27 protein-coding genes and 1 tRNA gene are annotated in these 24,393 nt (G+C 62.7%); 13 read left to right on the top strand and 15 right to left on the bottom strand.

Annotation, left to right across the window (positions count from 1 at the left end; genetic code table 11):
- Nucleotides 1-135: 135 nt before the first annotated feature.
- The 3 genes from ACEW7X_RS06790 to ACEW7X_RS06780 are packed head-to-tail and all read right to left on the bottom strand — an operon-like array spanning nt 136 to nt 3,122.
- A complete protein-coding gene (locus ACEW7X_RS06790) occupies nt 136-975 on the bottom strand; it encodes a TatD family hydrolase (RefSeq protein ID WP_420177785.1) in 840 nt (279 codons plus the stop codon).
- A 28-nt stretch (nt 976-1,003) separates the two neighbouring features.
- Nucleotides 1,004-1,732: an ABC transporter ATP-binding protein gene (locus ACEW7X_RS06785; RefSeq protein WP_420177784.1), complete on the bottom strand. Its 729-nt coding sequence runs from the start codon at nt 1,730-1,732 to the stop codon at nt 1,004-1,006.
- Entirely contained in the window at nt 1,722-3,122 is a 1,401-nt protein-coding gene (locus ACEW7X_RS06780) for a lipoprotein-releasing ABC transporter permease subunit (protein ID WP_420177783.1), read from the bottom strand. Before ACEW7X_RS06780 ends, ACEW7X_RS06785 begins: the two co-directional genes overlap by 11 nt.
- 74 nt (nt 3,123-3,196) lie before the next feature.
- On the opposite strand from ACEW7X_RS06780, the gene ACEW7X_RS06775 reads away from it, so the two are divergent.
- The 7 genes from ACEW7X_RS06775 to ACEW7X_RS06745 all read left to right on the top strand — a co-directional run bounded on the left by ACEW7X_RS06775 (nt 3,197) and on the right by ACEW7X_RS06745 (nt 11,675).
- Nucleotides 3,197-4,132, top strand: a complete 936-nt coding sequence (locus ACEW7X_RS06775; protein WP_420177782.1) for a hypothetical protein — start codon at nt 3,197-3,199, stop codon at nt 4,130-4,132.
- Complete coding sequence (gene recJ, locus ACEW7X_RS06770; protein ID WP_420177781.1) at nt 4,114-5,820, top strand: single-stranded-DNA-specific exonuclease RecJ; 1,707 nt, start codon at nt 4,114-4,116, stop codon at nt 5,818-5,820. The genes ACEW7X_RS06775 and recJ overlap by 19 nt, the downstream gene beginning before the upstream one ends.
- A 181-nt stretch (nt 5,821-6,001) precedes the next feature.
- On the top strand, nt 6,002-7,609 hold the full coding sequence (locus ACEW7X_RS06765; RefSeq protein WP_134838315.1) for a sensor domain-containing diguanylate cyclase: 1,608 nt from the start codon (nt 6,002-6,004) through the stop codon (nt 7,607-7,609).
- A 158-nt stretch (nt 7,610-7,767) separates the two neighbouring features.
- Nucleotides 7,768-8,872, top strand: a protein-coding gene (gene prfB, locus ACEW7X_RS06760; protein WP_127773675.1) for a peptide chain release factor 2 whose coding sequence is annotated in 2 segments (ribosomal slippage) — nt 7,768-7,848 and nt 7,850-8,872 — 1,104 coding nt in all. Because the reading frame shifts where the segments join, the coding sequence is not laid out codon by codon here.
- A 48-nt stretch (nt 8,873-8,920) separates the two neighbouring features.
- Nucleotides 8,921-10,447: a lysine--tRNA ligase gene (lysS, locus tag ACEW7X_RS06755; RefSeq protein WP_068368499.1), complete on the top strand. Its 1,527-nt coding sequence runs from the start codon at nt 8,921-8,923 to the stop codon at nt 10,445-10,447.
- Nucleotides 10,448-10,551: 104 nt separating this feature from the next.
- Entirely contained in the window at nt 10,552-11,136 is a 585-nt protein-coding gene (locus ACEW7X_RS06750) for a tetratricopeptide repeat protein (RefSeq protein ID WP_420177780.1), read from the top strand.
- Between the two features lie 125 nt (nt 11,137-11,261).
- Nucleotides 11,262-11,675 (top strand): energy transducer TonB, encoded by a 414-nt coding sequence (locus ACEW7X_RS06745; protein ID WP_420177779.1) that lies wholly within the window; start codon nt 11,262-11,264, stop codon nt 11,673-11,675.
- 182 nt (nt 11,676-11,857) lie between these two features.
- On the opposite strand, the gene iscX is transcribed toward ACEW7X_RS06745, so the two are convergent.
- From iscX to ACEW7X_RS06695, 10 genes are all read right to left on the bottom strand, one after another.
- Entirely contained in the window at nt 11,858-12,052 is a 195-nt protein-coding gene (iscX, locus tag ACEW7X_RS06740) for a Fe-S cluster assembly protein IscX (RefSeq protein WP_068368507.1), read from the bottom strand.
- Nucleotides 12,052-12,393 (bottom strand): ISC system 2Fe-2S type ferredoxin, encoded by a 342-nt coding sequence (gene fdx / locus ACEW7X_RS06735; RefSeq protein WP_068368510.1) that lies wholly within the window; start codon nt 12,391-12,393, stop codon nt 12,052-12,054. Before fdx ends, iscX begins: the two co-directional genes overlap by 1 nt.
- Before the next feature lie 6 nt (nt 12,394-12,399).
- The gene (gene hscA / locus ACEW7X_RS06730) at nt 12,400-14,265 is read right to left on the bottom strand and encodes a Fe-S protein assembly chaperone HscA (protein ID WP_068368513.1); all 1,866 of its coding nucleotides are present in this window, start codon (nt 14,263-14,265) and stop codon (nt 12,400-12,402) included.
- A 90-nt stretch (nt 14,266-14,355) separates the two neighbouring features.
- Entirely contained in the window at nt 14,356-14,880 is a 525-nt protein-coding gene (gene hscB / locus ACEW7X_RS06725; RefSeq protein WP_068369332.1) for a Fe-S protein assembly co-chaperone HscB, read from the bottom strand.
- Nucleotides 14,881-14,882: 2 nt separating this feature from the next.
- On the bottom strand, nt 14,883-15,206 hold the full coding sequence (gene iscA, locus ACEW7X_RS06720; protein WP_068368516.1) for an iron-sulfur cluster assembly protein IscA: 324 nt from the start codon (nt 15,204-15,206) through the stop codon (nt 14,883-14,885).
- Nucleotides 15,207-15,209: 3 nt separating this feature from the next.
- Complete coding sequence (gene iscU, locus ACEW7X_RS06715; RefSeq protein ID WP_068368519.1) at nt 15,210-15,593, bottom strand: Fe-S cluster assembly scaffold IscU; 384 nt, start codon at nt 15,591-15,593, stop codon at nt 15,210-15,212.
- Between the two features lie 31 nt (nt 15,594-15,624).
- Nucleotides 15,625-16,839, bottom strand: a complete 1,215-nt coding sequence (locus ACEW7X_RS06710; protein WP_068368521.1) for an IscS subfamily cysteine desulfurase — start codon at nt 16,837-16,839, stop codon at nt 15,625-15,627.
- A 24-nt stretch (nt 16,840-16,863) separates the two neighbouring features.
- The gene (gene iscR, locus ACEW7X_RS06705) at nt 16,864-17,403 is read right to left on the bottom strand and encodes a Fe-S cluster assembly transcriptional regulator IscR (RefSeq protein ID WP_068368524.1); all 540 of its coding nucleotides are present in this window, start codon (nt 17,401-17,403) and stop codon (nt 16,864-16,866) included.
- A 174-nt stretch (nt 17,404-17,577) separates the two neighbouring features.
- Nucleotides 17,578-18,069 (bottom strand): low molecular weight protein-tyrosine-phosphatase, encoded by a 492-nt coding sequence (locus ACEW7X_RS06700; RefSeq protein ID WP_068368528.1) that lies wholly within the window; start codon nt 18,067-18,069, stop codon nt 17,578-17,580.
- Between the two features lie 44 nt (nt 18,070-18,113).
- On the bottom strand, nt 18,114-18,383 hold the full coding sequence (locus ACEW7X_RS06695; RefSeq protein ID WP_068368531.1) for a hypothetical protein: 270 nt from the start codon (nt 18,381-18,383) through the stop codon (nt 18,114-18,116).
- Between the two features lie 283 nt (nt 18,384-18,666).
- Between ACEW7X_RS06695 and ACEW7X_RS06690 the strand changes: the two genes are divergently transcribed.
- From ACEW7X_RS06690 to rfbC, 6 genes are all read left to right on the top strand, one after another.
- Nucleotides 18,667-19,155: a hypothetical protein gene (locus ACEW7X_RS06690; RefSeq protein WP_278858160.1), complete on the top strand. Its 489-nt coding sequence runs from the start codon at nt 18,667-18,669 to the stop codon at nt 19,153-19,155.
- Nucleotides 19,156-19,360: 205 nt separating this feature from the next.
- A tRNA-Met gene (locus ACEW7X_RS06685) sits at nt 19,361-19,437 on the top strand.
- A gap of 228 nt (nt 19,438-19,665) precedes the next feature.
- On the top strand, nt 19,666-20,751 hold the full coding sequence (rfbB, locus tag ACEW7X_RS06680) for a dTDP-glucose 4,6-dehydratase (RefSeq protein ID WP_420177778.1): 1,086 nt from the start codon (nt 19,666-19,668) through the stop codon (nt 20,749-20,751).
- A complete protein-coding gene (rfbD, locus tag ACEW7X_RS06675) occupies nt 20,748-21,692 on the top strand; it encodes a dTDP-4-dehydrorhamnose reductase (protein ID WP_420177777.1) in 945 nt (314 codons plus the stop codon). Before rfbB ends, rfbD begins: the two co-directional genes overlap by 4 nt.
- Nucleotides 21,689-22,585, top strand: coding sequence for a glucose-1-phosphate thymidylyltransferase RfbA (gene rfbA, locus ACEW7X_RS06670; RefSeq protein WP_068368543.1), 897 nt, complete (start codon nt 21,689-21,691; stop codon nt 22,583-22,585). Before rfbD ends, rfbA begins: the two co-directional genes overlap by 4 nt.
- Nucleotides 22,579-23,130 carry a dTDP-4-dehydrorhamnose 3,5-epimerase gene (rfbC, locus tag ACEW7X_RS06665; RefSeq protein WP_207224911.1) on the top strand — a complete coding sequence of 184 codons (552 nt, stop codon included), beginning with the start codon at nt 22,579-22,581 and terminating at the stop codon, nt 23,128-23,130. Before rfbA ends, rfbC begins: the two co-directional genes overlap by 7 nt.
- A 92-nt stretch (nt 23,131-23,222) precedes the next feature.
- On the opposite strand, the gene ACEW7X_RS06660 is transcribed toward rfbC, so the two are convergent.
- On the bottom strand, nt 23,223-23,576 hold the full coding sequence (locus ACEW7X_RS06660; RefSeq protein WP_420177776.1) for an AzlD domain-containing protein: 354 nt from the start codon (nt 23,574-23,576) through the stop codon (nt 23,223-23,225).
- Nucleotides 23,573-24,274: an AzlC family ABC transporter permease gene (locus tag ACEW7X_RS06655; protein WP_420177775.1), complete on the bottom strand. Its 702-nt coding sequence runs from the start codon at nt 24,272-24,274 to the stop codon at nt 23,573-23,575. The genes ACEW7X_RS06660 and ACEW7X_RS06655 overlap by 4 nt, the downstream gene beginning before the upstream one ends.
- Between the last annotated feature and the right edge of the window lie 119 nt (nt 24,275-24,393).

Raw genomic sequence — 24,393 nt, 5'->3', positions numbered from 1 at the left:
GCAACACCGCCAGAGGCGAGCCAGAGCGTGCTGAAAACAGCACATAGACAGGTCGGCACGAGACGGCGCACAGCGCAGCGATTCGCCAATCGGCGGCTGTTCGGGGTCTGCTCTTGCTGTTAGATATTCCTGCGGTTAGCCGTCCACGCCGGCAAGCGCCTGGCCGGGTGCGGACAGCAGCCGTCCCAGGCGCGGCAGCACCCGGCAGGCAGTTGCCCCAGTGGCATCAATAACATCTTCTACCGTCAGTCCCCTCAGCTGCGCCAGCTCGGCGGCGATGCGAGCCACCTGCGCCGGCGTGTTGCGCCGCTCGGGCGCGACCAGCCAGGCAGGCGGGATATCCGGGGCATCGGTTTCCAACACCAGGTGAGCAAGCGGAACGGCGGCCGCCAGCCGGCGGATCTGCAGGGCGCGAGCATAGGTCATGGCACCACCGATACCCAGGGCGAAGCCCTGCCGGATAAACATCTCCGCCTGTTGCGCGCTGCCATTGAAGGCGTGGGCAATCCCGCCGATGGCAGCCCGGCGGCGCAAATGCTTGAGCAACACGTCCTGTGACCGTCGCACATGCAGCAACACCGGCAAACCGGTTTCCAGCGCCAGGTCTAGCTGCACCTGATAGAAGTATTCCTGCCTTTCGCGAGCCTCGCCTTCCGCCAGCCCCGGCACGAAAAAATCCAGTCCGATTTCACCGATCGCCACCAGGCGGGGGTCATCCTTGCGGGCCAGCAATTCCCGGCGCAAGCGCTGCAGATCGTCTTTGCCGGCCTGGCCGACATACAGCGGGTGTATGCCCAGCGCATAGGCGCCGCCGGGCATTGCGTACGCCAGCCGGCGCACCGCATTGAAGTTGCTGCGCGCCACGGCGGGAATCACAATGCCGGCCACCCCCGCCACTCTGGCTGCCGCTATCACTTCACGGCGGTCAGGCCGAAGTTCGGGCGCATCCAGGTGGCAATGGGTGTCGATGAGCATGGCCGCTACGCGGTAACCGGCAAGGCGGTCACAGCGCCTCCAGGTGGCCGCCCTTCATTATCAGGCGGCGATCGGCGCGCCCGGCCAGTTCGGCATCATGCGTGACGATGACAAAGGCCGTGCCGGATTCACGGTAGGCCCGCACCAGGACGTCGAAGACTTCATCGGCGGTCTGACGGTCGAGATTGCCGGTAGGCTCGTCAGCCAGCACGCAAGCCGGCGCACCGACCAGCGCACGCGCCAGTGCCACGCGCTGCCGCTCGCCCCCCGATAGCTGCCCGGGCGAATGTTCGGCGCGCGCAGCCAGCCCCACCTGGGCCAGCGCCAGCGCCGCTTTTTCCCGCGCCAGCTTGCGTGACTCGCGCCTGACGATCAATGGCATGGCGACATTGTCCAGCGCAGTGAAGCCGGAGAGCAAGTGATGGAACTGGTAGACGAAACCCAGCTTGCGATTGCGCAATGCACTGCGTTCGCCCTCGCTCAGGCCGGCGGTATCCACGCCACCCACCTGGACCTGGCCCGAGGAGGGCAGATCCAGCATGCCCAGCAGGTGCAGCAAGGTACTTTTGCCGGAACCCGATGCGCCGATGATGGCGACCATTTCTCCCGGATAGACATCGAAATCGACGTTTTCCAATACCGGCACCGTCAGGCGGCCATCGGTATAGACCTTGCCGAGCTGGCGTGCCGACAGCACCGGCTCGCGTGTGTCCCGGACTGCCTGCGCGGCGGCGTTCGCCTGGATATCAATGCTCATTGCGCAGAACCTCCGCGGGTTGCAGGCGCGACGCGCGCCAACTGGGGTACAGGGTTGCCAACAGGGACAGCACCAGCGAGCAGGCGCCGATCAGCACGATATCGCCCACCCGGGGCTGGGACGGCAGCGAGCTGATGAAATACACCTGCTGAGGAATGAAGTGCACACCCAGCAGATTCTCGATCGCCGGCACAATGGTTTCCAGGTTATAGGCCAGCAAGGCGCCCAGCCCCACGCCCAGCAGCGTGCCGGCCGTGCCGATCAAGGCGCCCTGCACCAGGAAGATGCGGGCGATTTCACGCGGCGTCGCACCATAGGTGCGCAGAATGGCAATCTCCGAGCGCTTGTCCTTGACCGCCATGACCAGGGACGACAGCAGATTGAAGGCCGCCACGGCGATGATCAGCATCAGGATGAGGAACATCATGCGTTTTTCCGTCTTGACGGCGGCGAACCAAACCCGGTTGTTCTGCGACCAGTCGCTGGCAATGACATGCCCGCGCAATTGGTTCTGCAGCTGCGCCGCGACTTCCGGGGCCTGTTCCATATTGGCGATGCGCAGGCGCACGCCGGAAACGGCGTTCTCGCGGAATACCTTGGCGGCATCCTCCGCGTTCACAAAAGCCAGGCTGGAGTCGTATTCATAATGGCCGGACTCGAACACCCCCACCAGCCGGAATTGCCGCATCCGGGGCGAGAAACCGGCCGGGCTGACGCTGCCCTCGGGCGCCATCAGGATGACGGGCTGCCCCAATTGCAGGCCCAGGCTGTCGGCCAGCGCAGCCCCGAGCACCAGGCCGTAGCTGCCGGGCTTGAGGTCATCCAGGGAACCGCTGACCATCTGTTTCGGCAAATCCGAGACCTTGCCTTCTTCCGCCGGGTCCACGCCGCTGATCTTGACGCCCCGCAGCGTCTTGCCCCGCACCAGCATGGCCTGCGAGGAAACGAAAGGCGCCGCGCCACGGACGGCAGGGTTCTGGCTGGCCTCTCGGGCCCAGTAGTCCCAGCCGTCCAGGGGACTGTCGGACGCCGCGCGCGGCACATACAGTTCAATATGCGGCAGCACTGACAGCATGCGATCGCGAACCTGGGACTGGAAGCCGTTCATGACCGACAGCACCACGATCAATGCCGCCACCCCCAGGGCAATACCCGCCATGGCGCTGACCGCCACGAACGAAACGAAGCCGTCTCGCTGGGCGCCTATTCCTGCCTGCTGGCGCCAGGCCGCGAACGGGTCGCTGCGGCGCCCCGGCAACAGGCGCCACAACAGGCCCAATAGCCATAGCACGCCGGTGCGGCGCAAGGTCTGGAACACGATCCGCGACAGGTCTGCATAGCGCAGGCCTATCCAGATCTCATACGGGAGGGGTTTGTGCGGTTTCGACATCCGCGCCATTTTATGCGGTTTCCGCCCGAGCGCCGCGTCCACCTGGAGCTGGTCTCGCACTACAATCCGTTTCCATGTCTATCCTGATCCCTGGTGCCCTGCCCGATAGCGCGATTGCGCCGGCACTGGCGGCCGAACTTGAAAAGAGCACGCCCCGCCTGGTGGAGTTGTTCCGGCGCGCACAAGCCACGCTGGAATCGCTGCCGCCAACCCTGACCGGCTGTACGCCCGAGGAAGTCTGGCGGCTGCGCGCCGAAGGCTTCCAGCCTGCATCCGTCCATGCCTGGGCCAGCGGCATGGGGCCACTGCTGTACCCCGAGGCAGCCGAAGACCAGCCAGTCTGGCTGGCCGAGTTTGCCCATATCGCCATGGGTACCGACCAGGTCAATCTGCTGCCGTTGACCGAGCTGCAGGTCAGCGACCGTGATGATGCAGAGCTGTCCCTGGCCGCCAGCGACATCCTGGCGCACCATGGCCTGGCCGTGCATCCGCTGATACCCGGCCGCTGGGCCCTGCGCGATGCACAGGGGCTGCTGGGCCAGGCCCGCAGCGCCAGTCCGGCCACGGTGGCCCGCGACGGCCTGCTGGGCTGGTGGAATCACGACCCCGAGCTGCGGCCCTGGCGTCGCATCCTCAACGAAATCCAGATGGCCTGGCACGATCACCCCGTCAACGACGCGCGCGCCGAGCGTGGCCTGGCACCGGTCAACGGTCTCTGGCTCTATGGCGGCGCACGCCCCTGGACCCGTCCGCCCGGCAGCCGTCCGGTACTCTGGCCCGAGCTGCAGGAAGCCGCCCTGTCCGAAGACTGGGGCCGCTGGCTGCAAAACATCAAGCAGGTAGAGGCCCGATTGGCTCCCTGGCTGGACCAGCCGCGCTCTGCCGAACCCCTGGTATTAACGGGCCGCGACCGCCTGGTCGAACTGCGCCTGGCGCCCCGCCCCTGGTGGCAGCGCTGGCTGCCCGTCCCGCAACATAAATGGAAAAACTGGTGGCAACTCCCCGCCTGACGCAACGTCCCGCTTCTCCCGCTCATGCCCGCCTGCTGGAAAATGCTGGCGCCCACCCTCTTCTGGCGCGCCTGTGGGCCGCACGCGGCGTCGAAGACCCGGCACAAACCGTATTGAAATGGCCTGCGCTGATTCCCCCGCGCGGCCTCACGCGTGCCGAAGAAGCCGCCGAGATCCTGGCCGACGCCATTGACGCTGGCTGCAAACTGCTGGTCGTCGCCGATTACGATTGCGATGGCGCCACAGCCTGTGCTGTCGCCTTGCGCGGCCTGCGGGCCATGGGCGCGGATGTCGATTTCCTCGTACCCAACCGTTTCGAAACCGGCTATGGCCTCTCGCCCGCCGTGGTCGAGCTGGCCTGCCGGCACCCCTCCGGCCACCCGGACCTGATCGTGACTGTCGACAATGGCATTGCCAGTGTCGAAGGCGTGCAGGCTGCCGCCGAAATGGGTATAGACGTGCTGGTCACTGACCACCACTTGCCGGGCGACACGCTGCCCGATGCGCTGGCCATCGTCAACCCCAACCAGCCCGGCTGCGGCTTTCCGTCCAAGAACCTGGCGGGCGTGGGCGTGATCTTCTACGTCTTGCTGGCCTTGCGCGCCGAACTGCGCAAGCGCGGCGTCTACCCGCTCGATGGTGGCCCTCGCCTGCACGAGCTGGCGGATCTGGTGGCGCTGGGCACGGTTGCCGACGTTGTCAAACTGGACGCCAACAACCGCCTGCTGGTGTCGCAAGGATTGCAACGCATGCGCGCCGGACTGATGCAACCCGGCGTGCGCGCCCTGTTTGCCGTTGCAGGCCGCGAGCCGCGCAATGCCAGCAGTTTCGACCTCGGTTTCGCGCTGGGGCCGCGCCTGAATGCGGCCGGCCGTCTGGCAGACATGAGCCTGGGCATTACCTGCCTGACGACCGACGATGAGGCGCTGGCCCTGGAACTGGCGCGTGAACTTGACGGCATGAACCGCGAACGCCGCAACATCGAAACCGTCATGCGCGAACAGGCGCTCTCCAGCATGGAGGCTGCCAGCGCCAGCCCAGGCGCCACAGTCTGCGTCTTCGATGACAGCTGGCACCAGGGCGTGGTCGGGCTGGTGGCTTCGCGCCTGAAGGAAAAGTACTGGCGACCGACGCTGGCCTTTGCTCCTGCCGATGATGAGGAAATCCGTGGTTCCGGCCGCTCGATTCCCGACGTGCACCTGCGCGACGCGCTGGATATCGTGTCCAAGCGCTACCCGGGACTGATCCGCAAGTTCGGCGGCCACGCCATGGCGGCCGGGCTGACCATCGCCAAGGCGGACTTCCCGCGTTTTGCCCCGGCCTTCGAAGAAGCCGTACGCGAACTGACTGGCCGCAGCGAATTCGAGCCGCTGATAGAAACGGACGGTTCGCTGGAAGACGGCTACGCCAATACCACCGTGGCCAATCTGCTCGGACAGCAGGTTTGGGGGGCAGGCTTCCCGCCCCCGCTGTTCCTGGATGAATTCCGCGTAGTGCAGCAACGGCTGCTGAAAGAACGCCACCTCAAGTTGCGGCTGGAACGCAATGGCCAGATCTATGACGCCATCTGGTTCAATCATGCCGAACCCATGCCGGAATTCATCGCCGCCGCCTATCGCCTGGAAACCAACGAGTGGAATGGCAACATCAACATACAACTGCTGCTGGAGCACGCCCAGCCAGCATGACGCCAGACCGGCTGGCTGACGCCACGGCCCCCGCCACCAGGCGGCGGCCGCCGGCGGCATTGCCTGCACGGCCAGGGCGGCAATTGCCCGCAGCAACCCTGCCGACCGCATGACCGCCACGCGCCGGTGCTAGAATCCGCCCATCGCCCGATCTCGATGGGGCAGCACCGGGGCTGCATCAATGAGCAGGATCAACCTTCGCCAACTCATTCTTTCGCTGACTCTGGTTGCCGTCCTCGTCACCCTGGTCAACGTCTTGTATTCCAGTAATCGTGTCCAACGCGACATGCTCTTGCAGACCACGCTGGAAGCCAATCACGTTTATGCAAAGAAACTGGCCCAGGCGACAGACACCTTTCTCAAGGATGCCATGTCGCAACTGGAATACAGCGCACGCCTGCTGATGGGCACCGAGCCTGATTCCAGCGATGGCATGCCGCAGCCGCCGCTGTTCGGCGACGAAGCCGCCATGCAAAGGGAAACCCACCGGCTGCGCCGCCAGGGCAATCTGTTCAACTCGGTGCACATTGTGTCCGCGCAGGCGCGGCTGCTGGCAAGATCGGCAGCCACGGCGCCCCACGAAGCCCTGAAACGCACGCTCGACAGCGAAGGCGTGCGTGGTTCGCTGGCGCTGCAATCCCCTTATATCAGCGGCATTTACCGTTCCACATCCAATCGCCTGGTACTGCTGATGTCCTGGCCGCTGTTCGATACCGCCGGGCAATACCAGGGTTATATCGGCGGCACGATCTACACCCAGGAAGACAACATCCTGCATAGCCTGCTGGGACAACAGTTCTACAACAACGACTCCACCCTGTACGTCCTCGATGGCAAGGGCACTATCATCTACCATCCCGACGGCAACCGCATTGGCGTGAATATTGCCGACACGCCCATCGCCCAGGCCATGCGTCGCGGCCTGGACGGCAACCTGCAGCATACCCAGGATGACGAGGAACAACTGGCCGGCTATGCGGTGGTGCAGCGCGTCAATTGGGGCATCGTCGCGCAAAGGCCGATACGCGGGGTGCTCATCAACGAAGGCATGCTGCTGCTCCAGACCCTGTCCTATACGCTGCCGGTCATGCTGGCACTGATCGTCATCATCTGGCTGATCTCGCGCCACATCACGCTGCCGCTGTCGCAGCTGGCACGCCGCAGCCGCCACATGAACAACGTGGAAGGCACGCGCGACCAATTGCTGGCGATCCGCACCTGGTACTTCGAAGCAGCGCAGCTCAAGCAATCACTGCTGCACAGCCTTGCGCTGATCCACAACAAGTTGCGCCAGCTACGGCATGAGTCGTCCACCGACCTGCTGACCGGCCTGGCCAACCGGCGCGGCCTGGAAGAACAGGTGACGCGCTGGATAGGTGACCGCGAACCGTTCGCGCTGCTGTTGCTGGACGTGGACTATTTCAAGCAGATCAACGACAGCCATGGCCATGACATCGGCGACCAGGTGTTGCAAAAGATCGCTGCGGTGATACGCGACAACTCGCGCGGCCCGGACCTGCCCTGCCGCACCGGCGGCGAGGAATTCGCGTTGTTTCTGCCTGGCACCAGCGCGGCCGTAGCCTACCGGGTGGCGGAGCGCCTGCGCTTGCGGGTGGAACGCACCGCATTTCCCCAGAACATACGGATCACCGTTTCCATCGGCATTGCGCTGTATCCGGACGACGGCGCCACCCTGCAAAGCGTAACCAAGACTGCCGATATGGCGCTCTACGCAGCCAAGCGCAATGGCCGCAACCGCATCGAACCGCATCCGCCCGAATCGGTCTGAACACGATTTTCACGCCACAGCTTCCAGCGCGTTAAAATAGCGGATTAATCTACCGCAACAGACTTGCACCAGACTTGCCCCGCACCAGCGACGGCCTGGCCCTGCCCGGCACGCTCCCACCAGCGGCTACGCGGCGCAAGCGCATACCAGGAACAAAGATGGAAGCAGAACGCCAGAACCAGATCTCCGCCCGCCTCGAAGACTACGCCGACCGTGTCGGCCAGCTTCGGAGGTATCTTTGACTACGATAGCAAAGCTGAACGCCTGCAAGTCGTAAACGCCGAACTGGAAGACCCCGCCATCTGGAACGACCCCCAGCATGCGCAGGATCTTGGCCGCGAGAAGAAAAGCCTGGAAACCGTCGTGCTCACTCTGGAGCACCTGCACAACGGCGTGCGCGATTCGCTCGAACTGTTCGAGCTCGCCAGCGCCGATGACGATGAAGCCACGCTGCTGTCCATTGAAGACGACGCGCGCGGCTACCAGGAAGAACTGGAAGCGCTGGAATTCCGCCGCATGTTCTCCAACCCGGCCGATCCGCTGAACTGCTTCATCGACATCCAGGCTGGCGCCGGCGGCACCGAAGCCCAGGACTGGGCTTCCATGCTGCTGCGCCAGTACCTGAAATACTGCGAACGCAAGGATTTCAAGACAGAAATCCTGGAAGAATCGGAAGGTGAAGTGGCTGGCATCAAGTCTGCCACCATCAAGGTGGAAGGCGACTATGCCTTCGGCCACCTGCGCACTGAAACCGGCGTGCACCGCCTGGTCCGCAAGAGCCCGTTCGATTCCTCGGGCGGCCGCCATACTTCCTTTGCCAGTATCTTCGTCTACCCTGAGGTCGATGACTCCTTCGAAGTCGAAGTCAACCCGGCAGACTTGCGTGTCGACACCTATCGTGCCAGCGGCGCGGGCGGCCAGCACATCAACAAGACCGATTCGGCCGTGCGTATCACCCACACGCCCACCGGTATCGTGGTGCAATGCCAGAATGACCGTTCGCAGCACCGCAACCGCGCCGAAGCCATGCAAATGCTGAAATCCAAGCTCTACGAGCTGGAAATGCGCAACCGCATGGCCGAACAGCAGAAGCTGGAAGACTCCAAGACCGATGTGGGCTGGGGCCACCAGATCCGTTCCTATGTGCTGGACAACAGCCGCATCAAGGACCTGCGTACCAACGTGGAAATTTCCAACACCCAGAAAGTGCTGGACGGCGACCTCGATCCCTTCATCCAGGCCAGCCTGAAACAAGGTCTTTGAACCCCCAAGCCCGCCACGTACCCAGAACGCCACTGCAATTCATCCGACATGACTGACTCTTCCACGCCTGCCACTCCCGTTACTGACGAAAACCGCCTGATCGCGGAGCGGCGCGGCAAACTGGCCCGGCTACGCTCCGAAGGCGTAGCTTTCCCCAATGATTTCCAACCGGACGCGCATGCGGCCGACCTGCACCAGCGCTACGACGACATGGAGGCCGAAGCCCTGGAGCAAGCGGCTCCCGTCGTCGTCCGCCTTGCTGGCCGCATGATGCTCAAACGGGTCATGGGCAAAGCCAGTTTCGCCACCGTGCAGGATGGCAGCGGCCGCATCCAGATCTACCTGGACAAGGGCGTGCTGGGCGAGGACGTCTACAGCGCCTTCAAGCAATGGGACATCGGTGACATCGTCGCCGTCACGGGCCGCGTGTTCAAGACCCGCAAGGGCGAACTCTCCATCCATGCCAGCGAGGCCCGCCTGCTGGCCAAATCGCTGCGCCCACTGCCCGACAAGTTCCACGGCGTTTCCGACCAGGAGCTGCGCTACCGCCAGCGTTACGTCGACCTGATCATGACGGAAGACACGCGCCGGACGTTCCTGGCGCGCAGCAAGGCCATCGCGGGCATCCGCCAGGCCATGGTCGAGGCCGGCTTCCTGGAAGTCGAAACGCCCATGCTGCACCCCATCCCTGGCGGCGCCAGCGCCAAGCCTTTCGTCACGCACCATAATGCGCTGGACATGGAAATGTTCCTGCGCATCGCACCCGAGCTATATCTCAAGCGCCTGATCGTGGGCGGCTTCGAGCGGGTCTTCGAAGTCAACCGCAACTTCCGCAACGAAGGTGTCAGCCCGCGCCACAACCCTGAATTCACCATGATGGAATTCTACGCAGCCTATGCGGATTACCGCTGGCTGATGGAATTCACTGAAGGCCTGATCCGCCAGGCGGCCATTGCGGCCACCGGCAGCGCCAAGCTGCAATACCAGGGCCGCGACCTTGACCTGGGCCTGCCCTTCGACCGCCTGACCATCGTGGGCGCCATTCTGAAATACGCGCCCAGCTACCAGGAAAGCGACCTGCAGGACGCCGATTATCTGCGCAAGGAACTGGCCCGCCTGGGTGCCGATGTCAAGGGCCCGGCGCTGGCACGCGCAGGCCTGGGCGCCCTGCAACTGGCCCTGTTCGAGGAAACGGCGGAAGCCCAGCTGTGGCACCCCACGTTCATCATCGACTACCCGGTAGAGGTTTCGCCGCTGGCGCGTGCCTCCGATACCCAGCCCGGCATCACGGAACGTTTCGAGCTGTTCATCACCGGCCGCGAAATCGCCAACGGCTTCTCGGAGCTGAACGACCCGGAAGACCAGGCAGAACGCTTCCGGGCGCAAGTCGAAGCCAAAGATGCTGGTGACGAAGAAGCCATGTACTTCGACGCAGACTATATCCGCGCCCTGGAATACGGCATGCCCCCCACCGGCGGCTGCGGTATCGGCATCGACCGCCTGGTGATGCTGCTGACCGACAGCCCCAGCATCCGCGACGTGATCCTGTTCCCGCATTTGCGGCGGGAAGATTAATCCCTCACTGCAACAGTTCCCTGCACCGGCGCCCCTCAAGGCGCCGGTGTTGTATCCGGCCCTGCCCCAACGGCCAGGCTCCAACCCGCCCCCTTGCGCCTCCCATGCCGATGCCTCCTGTCGCCCTGCGTTTTTACCGGCGCTCGCTTTTGCTTGTCTTCCCCTTGCTGGCCTCCGGCCTGGCCTGCGCCCAGGACACTCAGCCAACACTCGCCGGACAGACCTTCCGCCAAGCGGCTGAAAGGGATAAGGAAACGGATACACAACAATCTTCCAGCCTTGCAGAGGCCAATGCCCTGATGGATGCGGAACGGTACGACGACGCCGTCCACTTGCTCGAACGCATTCTGTACCAGACCAACATCCACTATGCGCCCTCACTCCACAAGGCCGATCTGTATCATGCGCTCGGCACGGCCTACCACCACGTCTCCCGCTCCGGCGACGCCAGACGTGCCTTGCTCTTTGCCGATACTCTCTACCGGAACCTGAATACCGAGAGCCGCTGGTCCATGCTGCCCTGCTCGCCGAACTGGCTCAGATCGAAGCCGAGGCCGCGGCAGGCGCAAGTGACAATCAGGCTGCCATCCAGACCCACAGCACCCTGCAGGCAGGCTATCTCAGAAAGGCCATCATCTTGCTGGGTACTACTCCTGCCCAGGCCCATCTTTCACAAATGGCCGATCTGACCTGCCAATTGGCAGAGCTATACCAGACCCGGAAAAAACCTGAGAACGCGACGAAGCTCCGCCAAAGCTGCATGCAGGCGCGCAGCCGCCATGCCCAGAGAAATATAGGCACACAGCAGCAGGCCATGCTCGGTGTACTTGCCACACTGGCAGACCCTGAAGACTGGAATGACCCCAACCCTGCAGACCCTATCGTCAGCAAGCCGGCCATCAGCAACCAGGTCACGCCCGACTATCCTGCCATCGCGAGACGCATGGGCCAGGAAGGTATCGTGGAAATATTGGTCCGCCTTGATGACAAAGGGAAACCTGACGGGATTGCCATTGCGGCCACCAGTGGCCATGCACGTCTGGACGACGCAGCCATTGCCGCTGTCCGTCAATGGCAATTCACCCCGGCCAGAACCAAGAGCGGCAAAGCTGTCGAGTCTGCCTTGACGATACCCATCACCTTCGTCCTGAAGCGCTCCATGGTGCCTGTGCGTAGCAACCCGGCCGCCTTCGACAGCTGGCCCCCCCAGCCGTCCGTAAGACATTGACAGGCACCGGCCACGCGGCCTGGGCAAGCCGGCCTGCAAAAATGCAGCTGTGCCCAAGAAGTCCTGCCTGAAGAAAGCCCCCACGCTGCGCCTTCGGCTTGTTGCCCTCCGAGGAAGCATTTTTTCAGGGGCGGCCCAAGACAAAAAAACGCCCTTGCAGGGCGTATTGGCTAGCGCAGGAATCAGCGTGCTTCGTCGATCCAGGCTTCCAGAATTGCTTCCAGAATGCGCTCGTTCGACGCTTCAGGATCATCTTCGAATTCAGGCAGGGCCAGAATCCAGGCGTGCATATCGGTGAAACGCACCGTCAGAGGGTCCACATCCGGATGCGCATCGTACAAGGCTTCTGCAATGGCCAGGCTATCGGTCCATTTCATCAGTGATTTTCCTTGGCATGATTGATCGAATACTTCGGAAGCTCCACGACCAGGTCTTCATCACTGACCCTGGCCTGGCAGGACAGGCGCGACACAGGCGTCAGCCCCCAGGCGCGGTCCAGGTAATCCTCTTCGGTATCCGTGGCTTCGGGCAGCGAATCAAAGCCTTCGCGCACGATCACATGACAGGTCGTGCACGCGCACGACAGTTCGCAAGCGTGCTCGATCTCGATGTGATTGTCCAGCAGGATGCGGCAAATGGACTCTCCCTGAGGCGCGTTCTCTATGACTGCGCCTTCGGGGCAAACCTCGGGATGGGGTAAAACAGTAATCTTCGGCATGTCATCTCAAGCTATGTCATTCAGGGTGCGGCCTTTGAGCGCAGCCCTGATACTGCGGTCCATGCGCCGCGCCGCGAATTCATCGGTGGCATCGGAAAGCGCCTGGGTCAATTTGCGTACCACTTCCACATCCCTGCTGTCGTCCAGCGCACCCACTGCGGCCATGGCGGCATCCACGGCGGCACGCTCTTCGGCGGACAACAGATCGGCATCTTCCTGCAAGGCTGCCTGCACCGACTCGTACAGTCGCCGGGCTTCCACCAGTGCCTCGCGCAACATGCGAGCCTGGGCATCCGCGTCAGCCAGCGCAACGCTATCGGCAAGCATGCGCGCCACTTCGTCGTCGCTGAGCCCATAGGACGGCTTGACCACGACTGAAGCCTCCACCCCCTGGCTCATTTCGCGTGCAGTGACGCTCAGCAAGCCATCGGCATCCACCTGGAAAGTCACCCGGATGCGTGCGGCACCGGCCACCATGGGCGGAATGCCGCGCAACTCGAAATGCGCCAGCGAACGGCAATCGGAAACCAGTTCACGTTCGCCTTGCACGACATGGAAACTCATCGCGCTCTGGCCATCCTTGAACGTCGTAAACTCCTGCGCGCGCGCCACTGGAATGGCGCTGTTGCGCGGCACGATGCGCTCGACCAGGCCGCCCATGGTTTCCAGGCCCAACGAAAGCGGCAGCACGTCCAGCAACAGCCAATCATCTCCCGCACGCTTGTTGCCCGCCAGCAGATCCGCCTGCTGCGCCGCACCCATCGCGACCACCAGGTCCGGGTCCAGTTCAACACGCGGTTCCAGCCCGAATGCATCGCGCACGGCGGCGCGAATCACCGGCATGCGTGTGGCACCACCGACCAGCACCACCCCTTGCAAGCCGGTAGCGTCCAGTCCAGCATCGCGCAAGGTACGCTGCACGCAGACCAAGGTACGTTGCACCAGGGGCTGGGCCAGCGCCGCGAAGCGCTCGGCGCTCAGCTCGCGTGACAGACGGCCCAGCGTTTCCAGGTGGGCATCGAGTACCGCCACCGGAGCTTCCGACAGGGCTTCGCGCGCCTGGCGTGCCGCCACCAGCAATTTACGGTAATCCTGCTTATCCAGCGTTGCGGCGTCCGCAATGCCAGCCAGCCAGTCATCGACGATCAATGCATCGAAATCGTCACCGCCCAGTGCCGTATCCCCGGCCGTGGCCACGACTTCGAACACACCGCGGCTCAGCTTGAGAATGGAAATATCGAAAGTGCCGCCGCCCAGGTCGTAGACGGCATAGATGCCTTCAGCGCCGTTGTCCAGGCCATAGGCCAACGCCGCCGCAGTCGGCTCGTTGAGCAGGCGCAACACATTGAGGCCCGCCAGGCGGGCGGCGTCGCGCGTCGCCTGGCGCTGCGCATCGTCGAAATAGGCCGGAACGGTGATGACGGCGCCAACCAGGTCGTCGCCCAGGGTTTCGCGCGCCCGCTCATGCAAGGCGGACAGCACCTTGGCCGAAGCTTCAACTGGCGAGATGTCCCCTTGCACCGTACGAATGCGCACCATCCCAGGGGCATCCACGAAATTGTAGGGCGCCCGGCCGCTGCGCGCTTCCTGGAACGAACGCCCCATGAAACGCTTGAACGACACCAGGGTATTGAATGGGTCCTGCGCTTGTGCGGCCAGCGCCTCGCGCCCAACCAGCACGTTGCCATCGGGCAGATAGCGTACGGCCGAGGGCAGCAGCAGCTTGCCGTCGTGATCGGGCAGTGCATCGCAAACGCCGCTGCGCACGGCCGCCACGATGGAATTGGTGGTACCGAGATCTATGCCGACGGCCAGCCGGCGCTGGTGTGGTGCGGGCGCTTCGCCCGGTTCTGAAATCTGCAAAAGTGCCATATCTATCCTATCTGCCCCGTCACCCTTCGCATTTGCGCAGACGCGCCGAAGCCAGCCCGCCCTGATGGAGCGGGCCGCGTCATACCGTCTCTAGGCGCTGTCGTGGCGCACGCTCTCGACTTCCTGCTCCAGCTTTTCCAGGAACATCCACTCGCGCACGGCCTTGGCCGCAGCCGCGACATCATTCTGCTGGTCCAGCAATACCGTCAGGCGCACCTGGGCCGCATCGCGTGCCTGCGCCAGCTCCTGCGCCAACGCCTCCAGCGCCGCGGCATCCTTGCCCTGGCGAGCATCATCGAGCTGCTCACGCCACTCAAGCTGCTGCATCAGGAAGGCAGGACTCATCGCCGTGTTGGTTTCGACCTGCAGGTCGACCCCTTGTGATTCGCACAGATAACGAGCCCGCGCCAGCGGATTGCGCAACACGCGGTAAGCCTCGTTGGCACGCGCCGCCCATTGCATGGCCACGCGTTTGGCCGCCGGCGTTGCCGTGGCGTAACGGTCCGGGTGCACTTGCGAGGAAACCGCCAGCCAGGCCTTTTCCAGCGCCGCCAGATCAATCTCGTAGCGGCGCGGCAAGCCGAACAGGCCAAAGTGATCGTTATCCGCAGTCAAGGTCACACCGTGAACGACTCGCCGCAGCCGCAGGTCGCCTTTTCATTGGGGTTATTGAACTTGAAGCCTTCATTCAGACCTTCACGGCCGTAATCCAACTCCGTGCCATCCAGGTAGGACAAGCTTTTGGGGTCGACGAACACCTTCACGCCGAAACTCTCGAACACATTGTCCGTCGGTTCCGGTGCATCGACATACTCCAGCTTGTAGGCCATGCCGGAGCAGCCGGTGGTACGGACCCCCAGGCGCAGGCCGACACCCTTGCCGCGTTTCCGCAAGAACTTGTCGATGTGTTCCGCCGCTTTCGAGGTAAGGGTAACAGCCATGGCTCAGCTCGCGTGTTTGTCCTGGTAATCCTTGATCGCCGCCTTGATGGCGTCCTCTGCAAGAATGGAGCAGTGGATTTTAACCGGCGGCAATGCCAGTTCCTGGGCGATCTCGGTGTTGCGAATGGCTGCTGCCTCGGCCAGCGTCTTGCCCTTGACCCATTCCGTGATCAGGGAGCTGGAGGCGATGGCGGAACCGCAACCATAGGTCTTGAAGCGCGCATCTTCGATCACGCCTTCTTCGTTGACGCGAATCTGCAACTTCATGACGTCGCCACAGGCAGGCGCGCCGACCATGCCGGTACCCACCTTGTCGTCGTCCTTGTCAAAGGAACCGACGTTACGGGGGTTTTCGTAGTGATCCAGTACTTTGTCGCTATATGCCATGATGATCTCCTTGGACGGCCCTTTCAGGCCATCAGTGCGCCGCCCACTGGACGGAATTCAAATCTATGCCTTCCTTGGCCATTTCCCACAACGGTGACATGTCGCGCAGCTTGCCCACGCGGCCCTTGACCAGGGCAATGGCGGTGTCGATCTCTTCCTGGGTGGTGAAGCGGCCCAGCGTGAAGCGGATGGAGCTATGCGCCAGCTCATCGTTACGGCCCAGCGCACGCAGCACATAGGAAGGCTCCAGGCTGGCGGAAGTGCAGGCCGAGCCGCTGGAAACAGCCAGTTCCTTGAGCGCCATGATCAGCGATTCGCCCTCGACATAGTTGAAGCTGATGTTGAGGTTGGCGCAGACGCGATGCTCCATGCTGCCATTGACGTAGGTTTCTTCAATATCGCGCAGGCCATTGAGCAGGCGGTCGCGCAGCGCGCCGATACGGGCGTTGTCGCTAGCCATTTCCTCACGGGCCAGGCGGAACGATTCGCCCATGCCGACGATCTGGTGCGTGGCCAGCGTACCGGAACGGAAACCACGCTCGTGGCCACCGCCATGCATCTGCGCCAGGATGCGCACACGCGGCTTGCGGCGCACGTACAGCGCACCGATACCCTTGGGGCCATAAGTCTTGTGGGCGCAGAAGGACATCAGGTCGACCTTCAGCTTTTGCATGTCGATGTTGACCTTGCCCGTTGCCTGGGCGGCATCCACGTGGAAAATGATGCCACGCTCGCGGCAAATTTCGCCGATGGTTTCGATGTCCTGGATCACGCCGATTTCGCTGTTCACATACATGATGGAAACCAGCGAGGTATCCGGGCGCAGCGCCGCCTTGAAAACGTCCAGATCAACCAGACCGTCGTCCTTGACGTCCAGGTAGGTCACTTCGAAACCCAGGCGTTCCATTTCACGGCAGGTATCCAGCACGGCCTTGTGCTCGGTCTTGACCGTGATGATGTGCTTGCCCTTGTCGGCGTAGAAATGCGCCGCGCCCTTGATGGCGAGGTTGTCGGATTCCGTTGCGCCGGACGTCCAGATGATTTCACGCGGGTCCGCATTGATCAGCTTGGCAACTTCTGCACGGGCATTCTCGACGGCTTCCTCGGCTTCCCAGCCATAGGCGTGGGAACGGGAAGCGGGATTGCCATAATGCACGCCCAGGTAAGGCACCATTTTTTCGATCACACGCGGATCGACTGGCGTGGTTGCAGCGTTATCAAGATAGATGAGGCGGTTGGTAGTCATGAAAAGCTCCGGAAATTCTGGACATCAGGCCACGGCGTGCGTTGCGGCAGCCTTGTTTGCCGCGGGGCGGCAGGATGATTTCTCGACCCGGACCGCAGTGGCTACCCCGTGCTCCGCTTCCTGGCTGGCTTCCTGCAGCATGCGCATGCGATGCTGGTCAACCAGATCCTGTAGCGAAACGGAATCAAGGTAATCCACCATTTTCCGGTTCAGCGTGGACCACAGCTCGTGCGTCATGCACTTGCCGGAGCGGCCATCCTTGCCGCTGCTGCAGTCGCGCTTGCCGCCACAGCTGGTGGCATCCAACGGTTCGTCAACAGCGAAGATGATGTCGGCAACCGTGACCTTGCGCGCCACGCGAGCCAGCGAGTAACCGCCGCCCGGGCCGCGCATGCTCTCCACCAATTCATGGCGGCGCAGCTTGCCGAACAATTGCTCCAGATAGGAAAGCGAGATGTTCTGCCGCTGACTGATGGCGGCCAGCGTTACGGGACCGCTATGCTGGCGCAAGGCCAGATCTATCATGGCGGTCACGGCAAAACGACCCTTGGTGGTCAAGCGCATGACAAACTCCTGTGATCAGCCGAACCCGCGTTTGCATGCACTGGCCCGGCGCTATTCCCGAGTGATTAACTCAAGTATACCGAATTCCCGAGTGTCTTGCTAGGATTAACAGGCCAGAAAAAGCCGCGTTCGACGCGGCCTCTCAATACAGGAGCCAGATCAGCCGGAAACGACTCAGGCTGCCTGGTACTGCGTCACCCGCTTGCGCAGGAAATCCAGCATGCCCTGACAGGCATCTTCAATGTAGTCCAGCGTTTTGCCAAAGCCTTCCGGGCCCCCATAGTAGGGGTCGGGTACTGTTGCTTCTTCATGCTCATTGGCAAAGCTCATCAGCAGACGCAGCTTGTGCTGATAGGCGCGAGGACAGACCTGCTTGAGCGCAGTGAGGTTTTCCCAATCCATGGCCAGCACCAGGTCGTAATCCTGGAAATCCTGCGACGTCACCTGACGCGCACGCTGATGGGAAATATCGTAGCCACGCTTGCGCGCCGCGGCTTGAGCGCGCGCATCTGGAGCCTCGCCGACGTGGTAGTCGTGGGTGCCGGCGGAATCGACGCCAATCAGCCGGGAAAGACCGGCATCATTAATCAAATGCCGGAAAACACCCTCCGCACTGGGCGATCTGCAAATGTTGCCCATGCAGATGAAAAGTACCTTGGTCATCATGGGGCGTAAGTGTGCGGGAAAACCCCCAACATGGCAAGCGTTTTTTAGCCATTTCCGGTCTTGTGAACCGCTGCGAAATAACGAAAAAAACAGCGGAAAATCACGCAAAAAGCAGCCATACCGCATCTTGCCACTCCCCTGCCGCGAACCCGCCAAATCACCCCTTCGGGGCCCACCGCCACCGCGCCGGGCAGCACTGCCGCAAGGCCGCCACAATAATGCAACAAATAACACGGCGGGCACCCGCCGCCATTTTCTGTTTCCCGGCCCCGCCATTCGGGAAAAATCACGGCGTCGCCATAGATGAAAAGCATGACTCCATGAAGACAGAATTTGACACTTCTTTCATGCCAGGTTGATATTTGACACGAATTTTATGACTATCCCAATGACGGCCCATATAAAAAAGGATTAGCCTATATAGTAACGGATGGAAATCATTTCCCCGTAATCCCGTGCCGGGCTGTGCGGGATGTCGCCCCAGGCATTTTGCGTAACGACCTCGCGTTTCCGGCCCGGCCCGCCTTGATAGTGCTTTTGGCCCGTGCCTTTGGCCGTATTTGTGGCCCATTCCGCCATCCATCAGGAGTAAACTCAATGAGTACGAAAATGAATCGCATTGCAATCGGTGCTATCGCCGCTTCCCTGCTGGCCCTGGCTGCCTGCGAGCAAAAATCCAATTCCTCGCCGGCGCCTACCCCCGCGCCCGCGCCCAGCAGCAGCGCCCCGGCACCCGCCCCCGCCCCTGTGACCCCCGCCCCTGAAGTCACCCCGGCCCCGGCACCTGAAACCAGCCAGGCACCGGGTGCAGCGTCCGGCAGCAGCGTGCAGGACAGTGTCAGCAACGGCATTGAAAAGGCCAAGGAAGCAACTGGCGAAGCTGCGCAAAAGACCCAGGACGCTATCAGCTCGGCCACCGAGCAGACCAAGGAAGGCGCCCAGCAACTGACCCAGAGCGCCAAGGAAAAAGCAGAGGCCCTGCAAAACAACATCAGCAGCGCCACTGAGCAACACAAGGCGGAAACCGACAAGGTCGGCAGCACCCAGGACGGCATCAGCGCCGCCACCGAAGCCACCAAGGACTGATCCTTCGTCTGCTTCGCATGGTCTGGCTGAACACGACCATCCCCGCCACGGCAGCACCGTCCACGGTGCTGCCGTTTTTCATGCCCCCTTAAGCGGAGCAATGTACCGGGCAGCGCCTCGGCGCTTGCACACTATGATTTTTATGCTATAGTTTATTTCTTGACTGCAAGATCGCCCGCTCAATGATGGCGAACACAGCGAGTCGGGCGCATTAGCTCAGTTGGTTAGAGCGACGGAATCATAATCCGCAGGTCCGGGGTTCGAGTCCCTGATGCGCCACCAGAAATTTCAAAGGCCAGTCTTGCAAAAGACTGGCCTTTTTGTTGTGCATCCTTTGTTGCGCTTATCCCTGTCGTCCGTAGGCGACTGCGTGCGTTTTCTGACGCTCCAGCACCGCCAGCCCGGCGCCATGCCAGCCCCTGCTGGCGTAGCATGTGAATTCCTGCCTCAGGAACAACCGGGAACCCGACAGCATCCCGGCTATGGCCCTGCACTCTCGGAATAGCACCCATGACACTGCTCGTAACTGGCGGCGCCGGCTTCATCGGCAGCAACTTCATCCTTGAATGGCTGACCCGGCACGAAGAACCGGTCGTCAACCTGGATATCCTGGGCTATGCCGGCAACCTGGAAAACCTGGCCACCGTCCGCCATGACCCGCGTCACATTTTCGTGCAGGGCGACATCCGCGACCGTGCCACTGTCGCCCGGCTCCTGGCTGACTACCAGCCCAGAGCCATCGTGCACTTTGCCGCCCAAACCCACGTGGACCGGTCCATCGACGACCCCGGCGCCTTTTTGCAAGCCAATGTCGATGGCACCTTCACACTGCTGGAATCCTGCCGCCAATACTGGCGCCGCCTGCCCGCAGCCCAGTGCGATGCATTCCGTTTCCTGCACATATCCACAGACGAAGTCTATGGTTCGCTCCCGCCTTCGGCAGCGCCCGCGACCGAAAACCACCCATACCAGCCCAGCAGCCCCTATTCGGCCAGCAAGGCGGCAAGCGACCATCTGGTCATGTCGTGGCACCGGACATATGGTTTGCCCACACTGATCTCGCATTGCTCGAACAATTACGGGCCGCGCCAGTTTCCCGAGAAACTGATCCCGCTGTTCCTGCGCCTGGCACTGGCTGGCGCGCCGCTGCCGCTTTACGGCAACGGCCTGCAGCAGCGGGACTGGCTGCATGTTGCCGACCATTGCGCCGCCTTGCGCCTTTTGCTGGCACAAGGCCAGCCCGGGCAGCGCTATAACATCGGCAGCGGCCAGGAAAGCAGCAATCTGGACATGGCCCAGACCTTATGCGCACTGCTGGACCAGCGGCTGCCGCGTCCTGACAGCCAGCCTTACGCCCGGCAGATCCAGCACGTAGCGGACCGCCCCGGGCATGACACACGCTATGCGCTGGACACGAAGAAAATCCGTACCCAGCTGGACTGGCAGGCCCGCACGCCCCTGGCGCACGGCCTGGCTTCGACCGTCGATTGGTATCTGGCACATCGCCAATGGATGGAGCGCGTGCCTGAGATAGGCGCCATTGCCTGGCGCCAGAACAACAACAGCCCGGCTGATTCAGGGCCAGCCCGCCCATGAAGCCCATTCTGCTATTCGGCGCCCAGGGTCAACTGGGCCGCGCACTGGCAGCACGGCTGGCCCAAGACCCGCCCTCCGGGCTGCCTGTTTTTACCCTCGAAACGTTCAACCGGACGCACTGCGATTTGCGCTCTGCCACCCGCCTTGGAGCCCTGATCCGCGAACGCCAGCCCTGGGCCATCATCAACGCCGCAGCCTTCACCGCCGTCGACCTCGCGCAGGCCAAGCCCGACCTGGCCCATGCCATCAACGCCCACGCCGTCGCGGCAATGGCGGCGGCTGCCGCCAGCAGCGGTGCCTGGATGGTGCATTTCTCTACGGATTATGTCTTCGATGGCGCGCAGCCGGCCGCCTACCGCGAAACGGATACGGCTGCCCCGCTTTCCGTCTATGGACGCAGCAAGCTGGCTGGGGAGCAGGCTGTTATCGCCAGCGGCTGCCGACACCTGGTTTTTCGTACCAGTTGGCTTTACAGCGCAGGGCCCGGAAACTTCCTGGGCACCATCCTCCGGCGCCTGCGGCAGCATCCCGAAGACAGTCTGAACGTCGTGGCCGATGTCCATGGCACGCCAAACAGCGCCCGACGCATTGCTTCGGCTGCTCTCGATGCCCTGGCGCTGTGCCTGCAGCCAACACCGGCCGCTGCCGGCGGACGTTATCATCTGAGTGCCAGCGGCCGTACCAGTTGGTATGACTATGCCAGCTTCGCCGCCCGGCAAGCCAGCGCACTGGGACTGCTGCCCGCAGGGAGTGCAGCCCGCATTCACCCCATCGCCGCCAGCGCATGGAAGGCCCCCGCGCCCCGCCCGCCGCAATCACAACTGGACAACACTCGTTTCCAGCAAGCGTTCGGCCTGTTGCTTCCCGATTGGCGCAATGATCTGAGCCAGACCCTGGAGCAAATTGCCCGTGAACCTGATTGGCTGACTTCCCCACCATGACAGACCAGACCCACCCCCGCAAAGGCATCCTGCTGGCTGGCGGCGCCGGCACACGCCTGCATCCTGCGACCTTGGCCATTTCCAAACAGCTGCTGCCTGTCTACGACAAGCCCATGGTCTATTACCCCCTGACCACACTGATGCTGGCAGGCATCCGGGAAATCCTGCTGATCAGCACGCCAGGCGATACGCCCTTGTTCCAGCGCCTGCTGGGTGATGGCAGCCAATGGGGACTGACAATCCGCTACGCCGTCCAGGACGAGCCGCGCGGCATTGCCGAATCCCTGCTCATTGCCCGCTCGTTCCTGGGCGGACGTGCTTGCGCCCTGGTGTTGGGTGACAATATTTTCCATGGTCATGACCTGGCTCCCTTGCTGCGCCGCTGCAGCAGCCAGACGGACCAATCCACCGTGTTCGCGTATCGGGTACAGGATGCCCAGCGCTATGGCGTGGTGGAATTCGATACGCATGGCACGGCGGTTTCCATCGAAGAAAAGCCCAGCCACCCCAAATCGGACTACGCCGTCACCGGCCTGTACTTCTATGATGCCAGCGCCCCCGACAGGGCCAGGGAATTGCGCCCCTCCCCGCGCGGAGAACTGGAGATCACCGACCTCAACCTGTCCTATCTGGCGCAACGTAAACTGCACGTCGAAACCCTGGGGCGCGGCTATGCCTGGCTGGACACCGGCACACACGACGCCTTGCTGGACGCCAGCCAATTCATCGCCACCCTGGAAAAGCGCCAGGGCCTGAAAGTCGCCTGCCCCGAGGAAATCGCCTACCGCCTGGGCTACATAGACGCCGCCCAGTTGCACCGGCTGGCGGCTGCCATGCCCAACAGCCCCTACGGCCGCTATCTTGCCGCACTGCCTGACGCGCGGATATTCTGATGAAAATCGAAACCACCAGCTTGCCAGGGGTGAAACTGCTAAGCCCCGAATTTCATGCCGATGAACGCGGCTACTTCCTGGAAAACGTAAACCTGCGCCAGCTGCGCGCTGCGCTGGCCCTGCCGGACCTGGCGTTCGTGCAGGAAAACCTGTCGCAATCCCGGCATGGCGTCCTACGCGGACTGCATTTCCAGCGCGCCCCTCATGCGCAAGGCAAGCTCATCAGCGTCACGGCAGGAGAAATCTTCGATGTCGCGGTCGACATCCGCCGGGATTCAGCAACATTCGGCCAATGGACCGGCGCCATTCTTTCTGCACGCAACCGCCGCCTGCTCTGGATTCCTCCCGGGTACGCGCATGGCTTCCTGGTACTGTCGGGCAGCGCGGATTGCCTGTACCGCACGACCAGTTACTGGCATGCCCCGGCAGAAGGCAGCATACGCTGGAATGACCCGGCGCTGGCCATCAGCTGGCCCCTCAGCGTGCCGCCCGTGCTGTCGGCCCGGGACCAGGCCGCCCCCCTGTTACGCGACGCCTTGCTATAGATCCGCTTTTGCCTGGCGCAAGCGGCAACTACCGCCAGGCCAGGCAGGCCGCGCCACCAGCATGGCATCAGCAAGCACAACAGCAAGCAAGCCTAGATGCCCTGCCCCGCCAACGGCAGACAGAGATGCAGCAGACCGAACACGGCTGCGCCTGCCAGGGTCGGCCCGGCAATGCCCCCGAAACAGCGCTTAAGTACCAGGATTACGCCCAGCGACAACAGCACCGCCAGCGTACGCCAGACATCCGGGTGCTGCGCGACCATGGGCCAGAACGATACCGCCAGCAAGGCGGCAATGGCAGCCGGACCAATGCCGCGCAACAGACGCTGGGCCAAGCCGTCCGCCGCTGCCGTATTGCGCGCGGCTGCCTTGCCACGCATGGGCAGCCAGCGGATCAGGAATGTGCCCAAACCGCACAGAATAACGATCCAATCACTTTCGCTCATGCCGGCTCCTGGCTGCGCCGCGTCGGGACCAGGCCGGAGGCCGCGCCTAGCAACATACCGAGCGCCAGCGCATGGTATCCGGGCAGCCACTGCAACAACAACACGCAGGCGCAAGCCGTGATCACGACGACGCGCCAGTTTTTCAGCACGCCGATTTCCAGCAACAAGGCAAAAAACAGGCCCGGCAGGATAAATGACAGCGCGGCCTGCAAGGCAACCGGGGGATGCTCGAAATAACCGCCCAGCGCCACCCCCAGCACCGTGCCCAGCACCCAGGAAGCATAGGCGCCGGTCTGCAGCCCCAGGTACCAGCGTTCACGCTGCGCTTCTGGCACATCGGCCATGCGGGTCATCGAGGCCGCGAACACTTCATCGGTCAACCCGAATGCCAGCACCGGAGTGGGCAGATTGCCATCGGCAGGACGGCGGTACTTCCCCCACAGCGAAGGGCCGTAGAACAAATGGCGCGCGTTCATCAGCAACACAGTCGGCAAAGCCGTCAACAGGCCGGCGCCGGAAGCCAGCAAGGGGATCAGCACGAACTGGCTGGCGCCTGCATAGACCACCACGGACAGCATCAGCGTCGTCAGGGGCGACAAGCCGGCCTGCAATGCAGCCAGGCCGAATGAAAAAGCGATCGGCAGGTAGCCCGCCGCAATGGAAAGGCTGACGAACAGCCCTCTGGAAAAAGCTCGCATGGGATGAAATCAAGGTTCTTTGCCGGCCTGAGCGGCCAACCTGGAATCATACCGCCGGGCAGCTCTCCTGAATATGCACGCAGCTTAGAAGCTTATTCTTGCCGGCTTGCCCCGTCAGG

The sequence above is a fragment of the Kerstersia gyiorum genome, from assembly GCF_048595715.1.
GTDB lineage: Bacteria > Pseudomonadota > Gammaproteobacteria > Burkholderiales > Burkholderiaceae_B > Kerstersia > Kerstersia gyiorum.
This window is presented reverse-complemented; position numbering and strand designations above follow the sequence as displayed.

Coding starts and splice junctions, on each gene's coding strand:
- ACEW7X_RS06660 (WP_420177776.1), bottom strand. CDS start 23,576: ATGAGCGAAAGTGATTGGATCGTTATTCTGTGCGGTTTGGGCACATTC.
- ACEW7X_RS06775 (WP_420177782.1), top strand. CDS start 3,197: ATGTCTATCCTGATCCCTGGTGCCCTGCCCGATAGCGCGATTGCGCCG.
- iscU (WP_068368519.1), bottom strand. CDS start 15,593: ATGGCATATAGCGACAAAGTACTGGATCACTACGAAAACCCCCGTAAC.
- rfbB (WP_420177778.1), top strand. CDS start 19,666: ATGACACTGCTCGTAACTGGCGGCGCCGGCTTCATCGGCAGCAACTTC.
- ACEW7X_RS06710 (WP_068368521.1), bottom strand. CDS start 16,839: ATGACTACCAACCGCCTCATCTATCTTGATAACGCTGCAACCACGCCA.
- rfbA (WP_068368543.1), top strand. CDS start 21,689: ATGACAGACCAGACCCACCCCCGCAAAGGCATCCTGCTGGCTGGCGGC.
- ACEW7X_RS06695 (WP_068368531.1), bottom strand. CDS start 18,383: ATGCTTTTCATCTATGGCGACGCCGTGATTTTTCCCGAATGGCGGGGC.
- ACEW7X_RS06700 (WP_068368528.1), bottom strand. CDS start 18,069: ATGATGACCAAGGTACTTTTCATCTGCATGGGCAACATTTGCAGATCG.
- ACEW7X_RS06780 (WP_420177783.1), bottom strand. CDS start 3,122: ATGTCGAAACCGCACAAACCCCTCCCGTATGAGATCTGGATAGGCCTG.
- ACEW7X_RS06745 (WP_420177779.1), top strand. CDS start 11,262: ATGCTCGGTGTACTTGCCACACTGGCAGACCCTGAAGACTGGAATGAC.
- rfbD (WP_420177777.1), top strand. CDS start 20,748: ATGAAGCCCATTCTGCTATTCGGCGCCCAGGGTCAACTGGGCCGCGCA.
- ACEW7X_RS06785 (WP_420177784.1), bottom strand. CDS start 1,732: ATGAGCATTGATATCCAGGCGAACGCCGCCGCGCAGGCAGTCCGGGAC.
- ACEW7X_RS06655 (WP_420177775.1), bottom strand. CDS start 24,274: ATGCGAGCTTTTTCCAGAGGGCTGTTCGTCAGCCTTTCCATTGCGGCG.
- ACEW7X_RS06690 (WP_278858160.1), top strand. CDS start 18,667: ATGAGTACGAAAATGAATCGCATTGCAATCGGTGCTATCGCCGCTTCC.
- ACEW7X_RS06765 (WP_134838315.1), top strand. CDS start 6,002: ATGAGCAGGATCAACCTTCGCCAACTCATTCTTTCGCTGACTCTGGTT.
- lysS (WP_068368499.1), top strand. CDS start 8,921: ATGACTGACTCTTCCACGCCTGCCACTCCCGTTACTGACGAAAACCGC.
- iscX (WP_068368507.1), bottom strand. CDS start 12,052: ATGAAATGGACCGATAGCCTGGCCATTGCAGAAGCCTTGTACGATGCG.
- ACEW7X_RS06750 (WP_420177780.1), top strand. CDS start 10,552: ATGCCGATGCCTCCTGTCGCCCTGCGTTTTTACCGGCGCTCGCTTTTG.
- hscA (WP_068368513.1), bottom strand. CDS start 14,265: ATGGCACTTTTGCAGATTTCAGAACCGGGCGAAGCGCCCGCACCACAC.
- fdx (WP_068368510.1), bottom strand. CDS start 12,393: ATGCCGAAGATTACTGTTTTACCCCATCCCGAGGTTTGCCCCGAAGGC.
- iscR (WP_068368524.1), bottom strand. CDS start 17,403: ATGCGCTTGACCACCAAGGGTCGTTTTGCCGTGACCGCCATGATAGAT.
- iscA (WP_068368516.1), bottom strand. CDS start 15,206: ATGGCTGTTACCCTTACCTCGAAAGCGGCGGAACACATCGACAAGTTC.
- ACEW7X_RS06790 (WP_420177785.1), bottom strand. CDS start 975: ATGCTCATCGACACCCATTGCCACCTGGATGCGCCCGAACTTCGGCCT.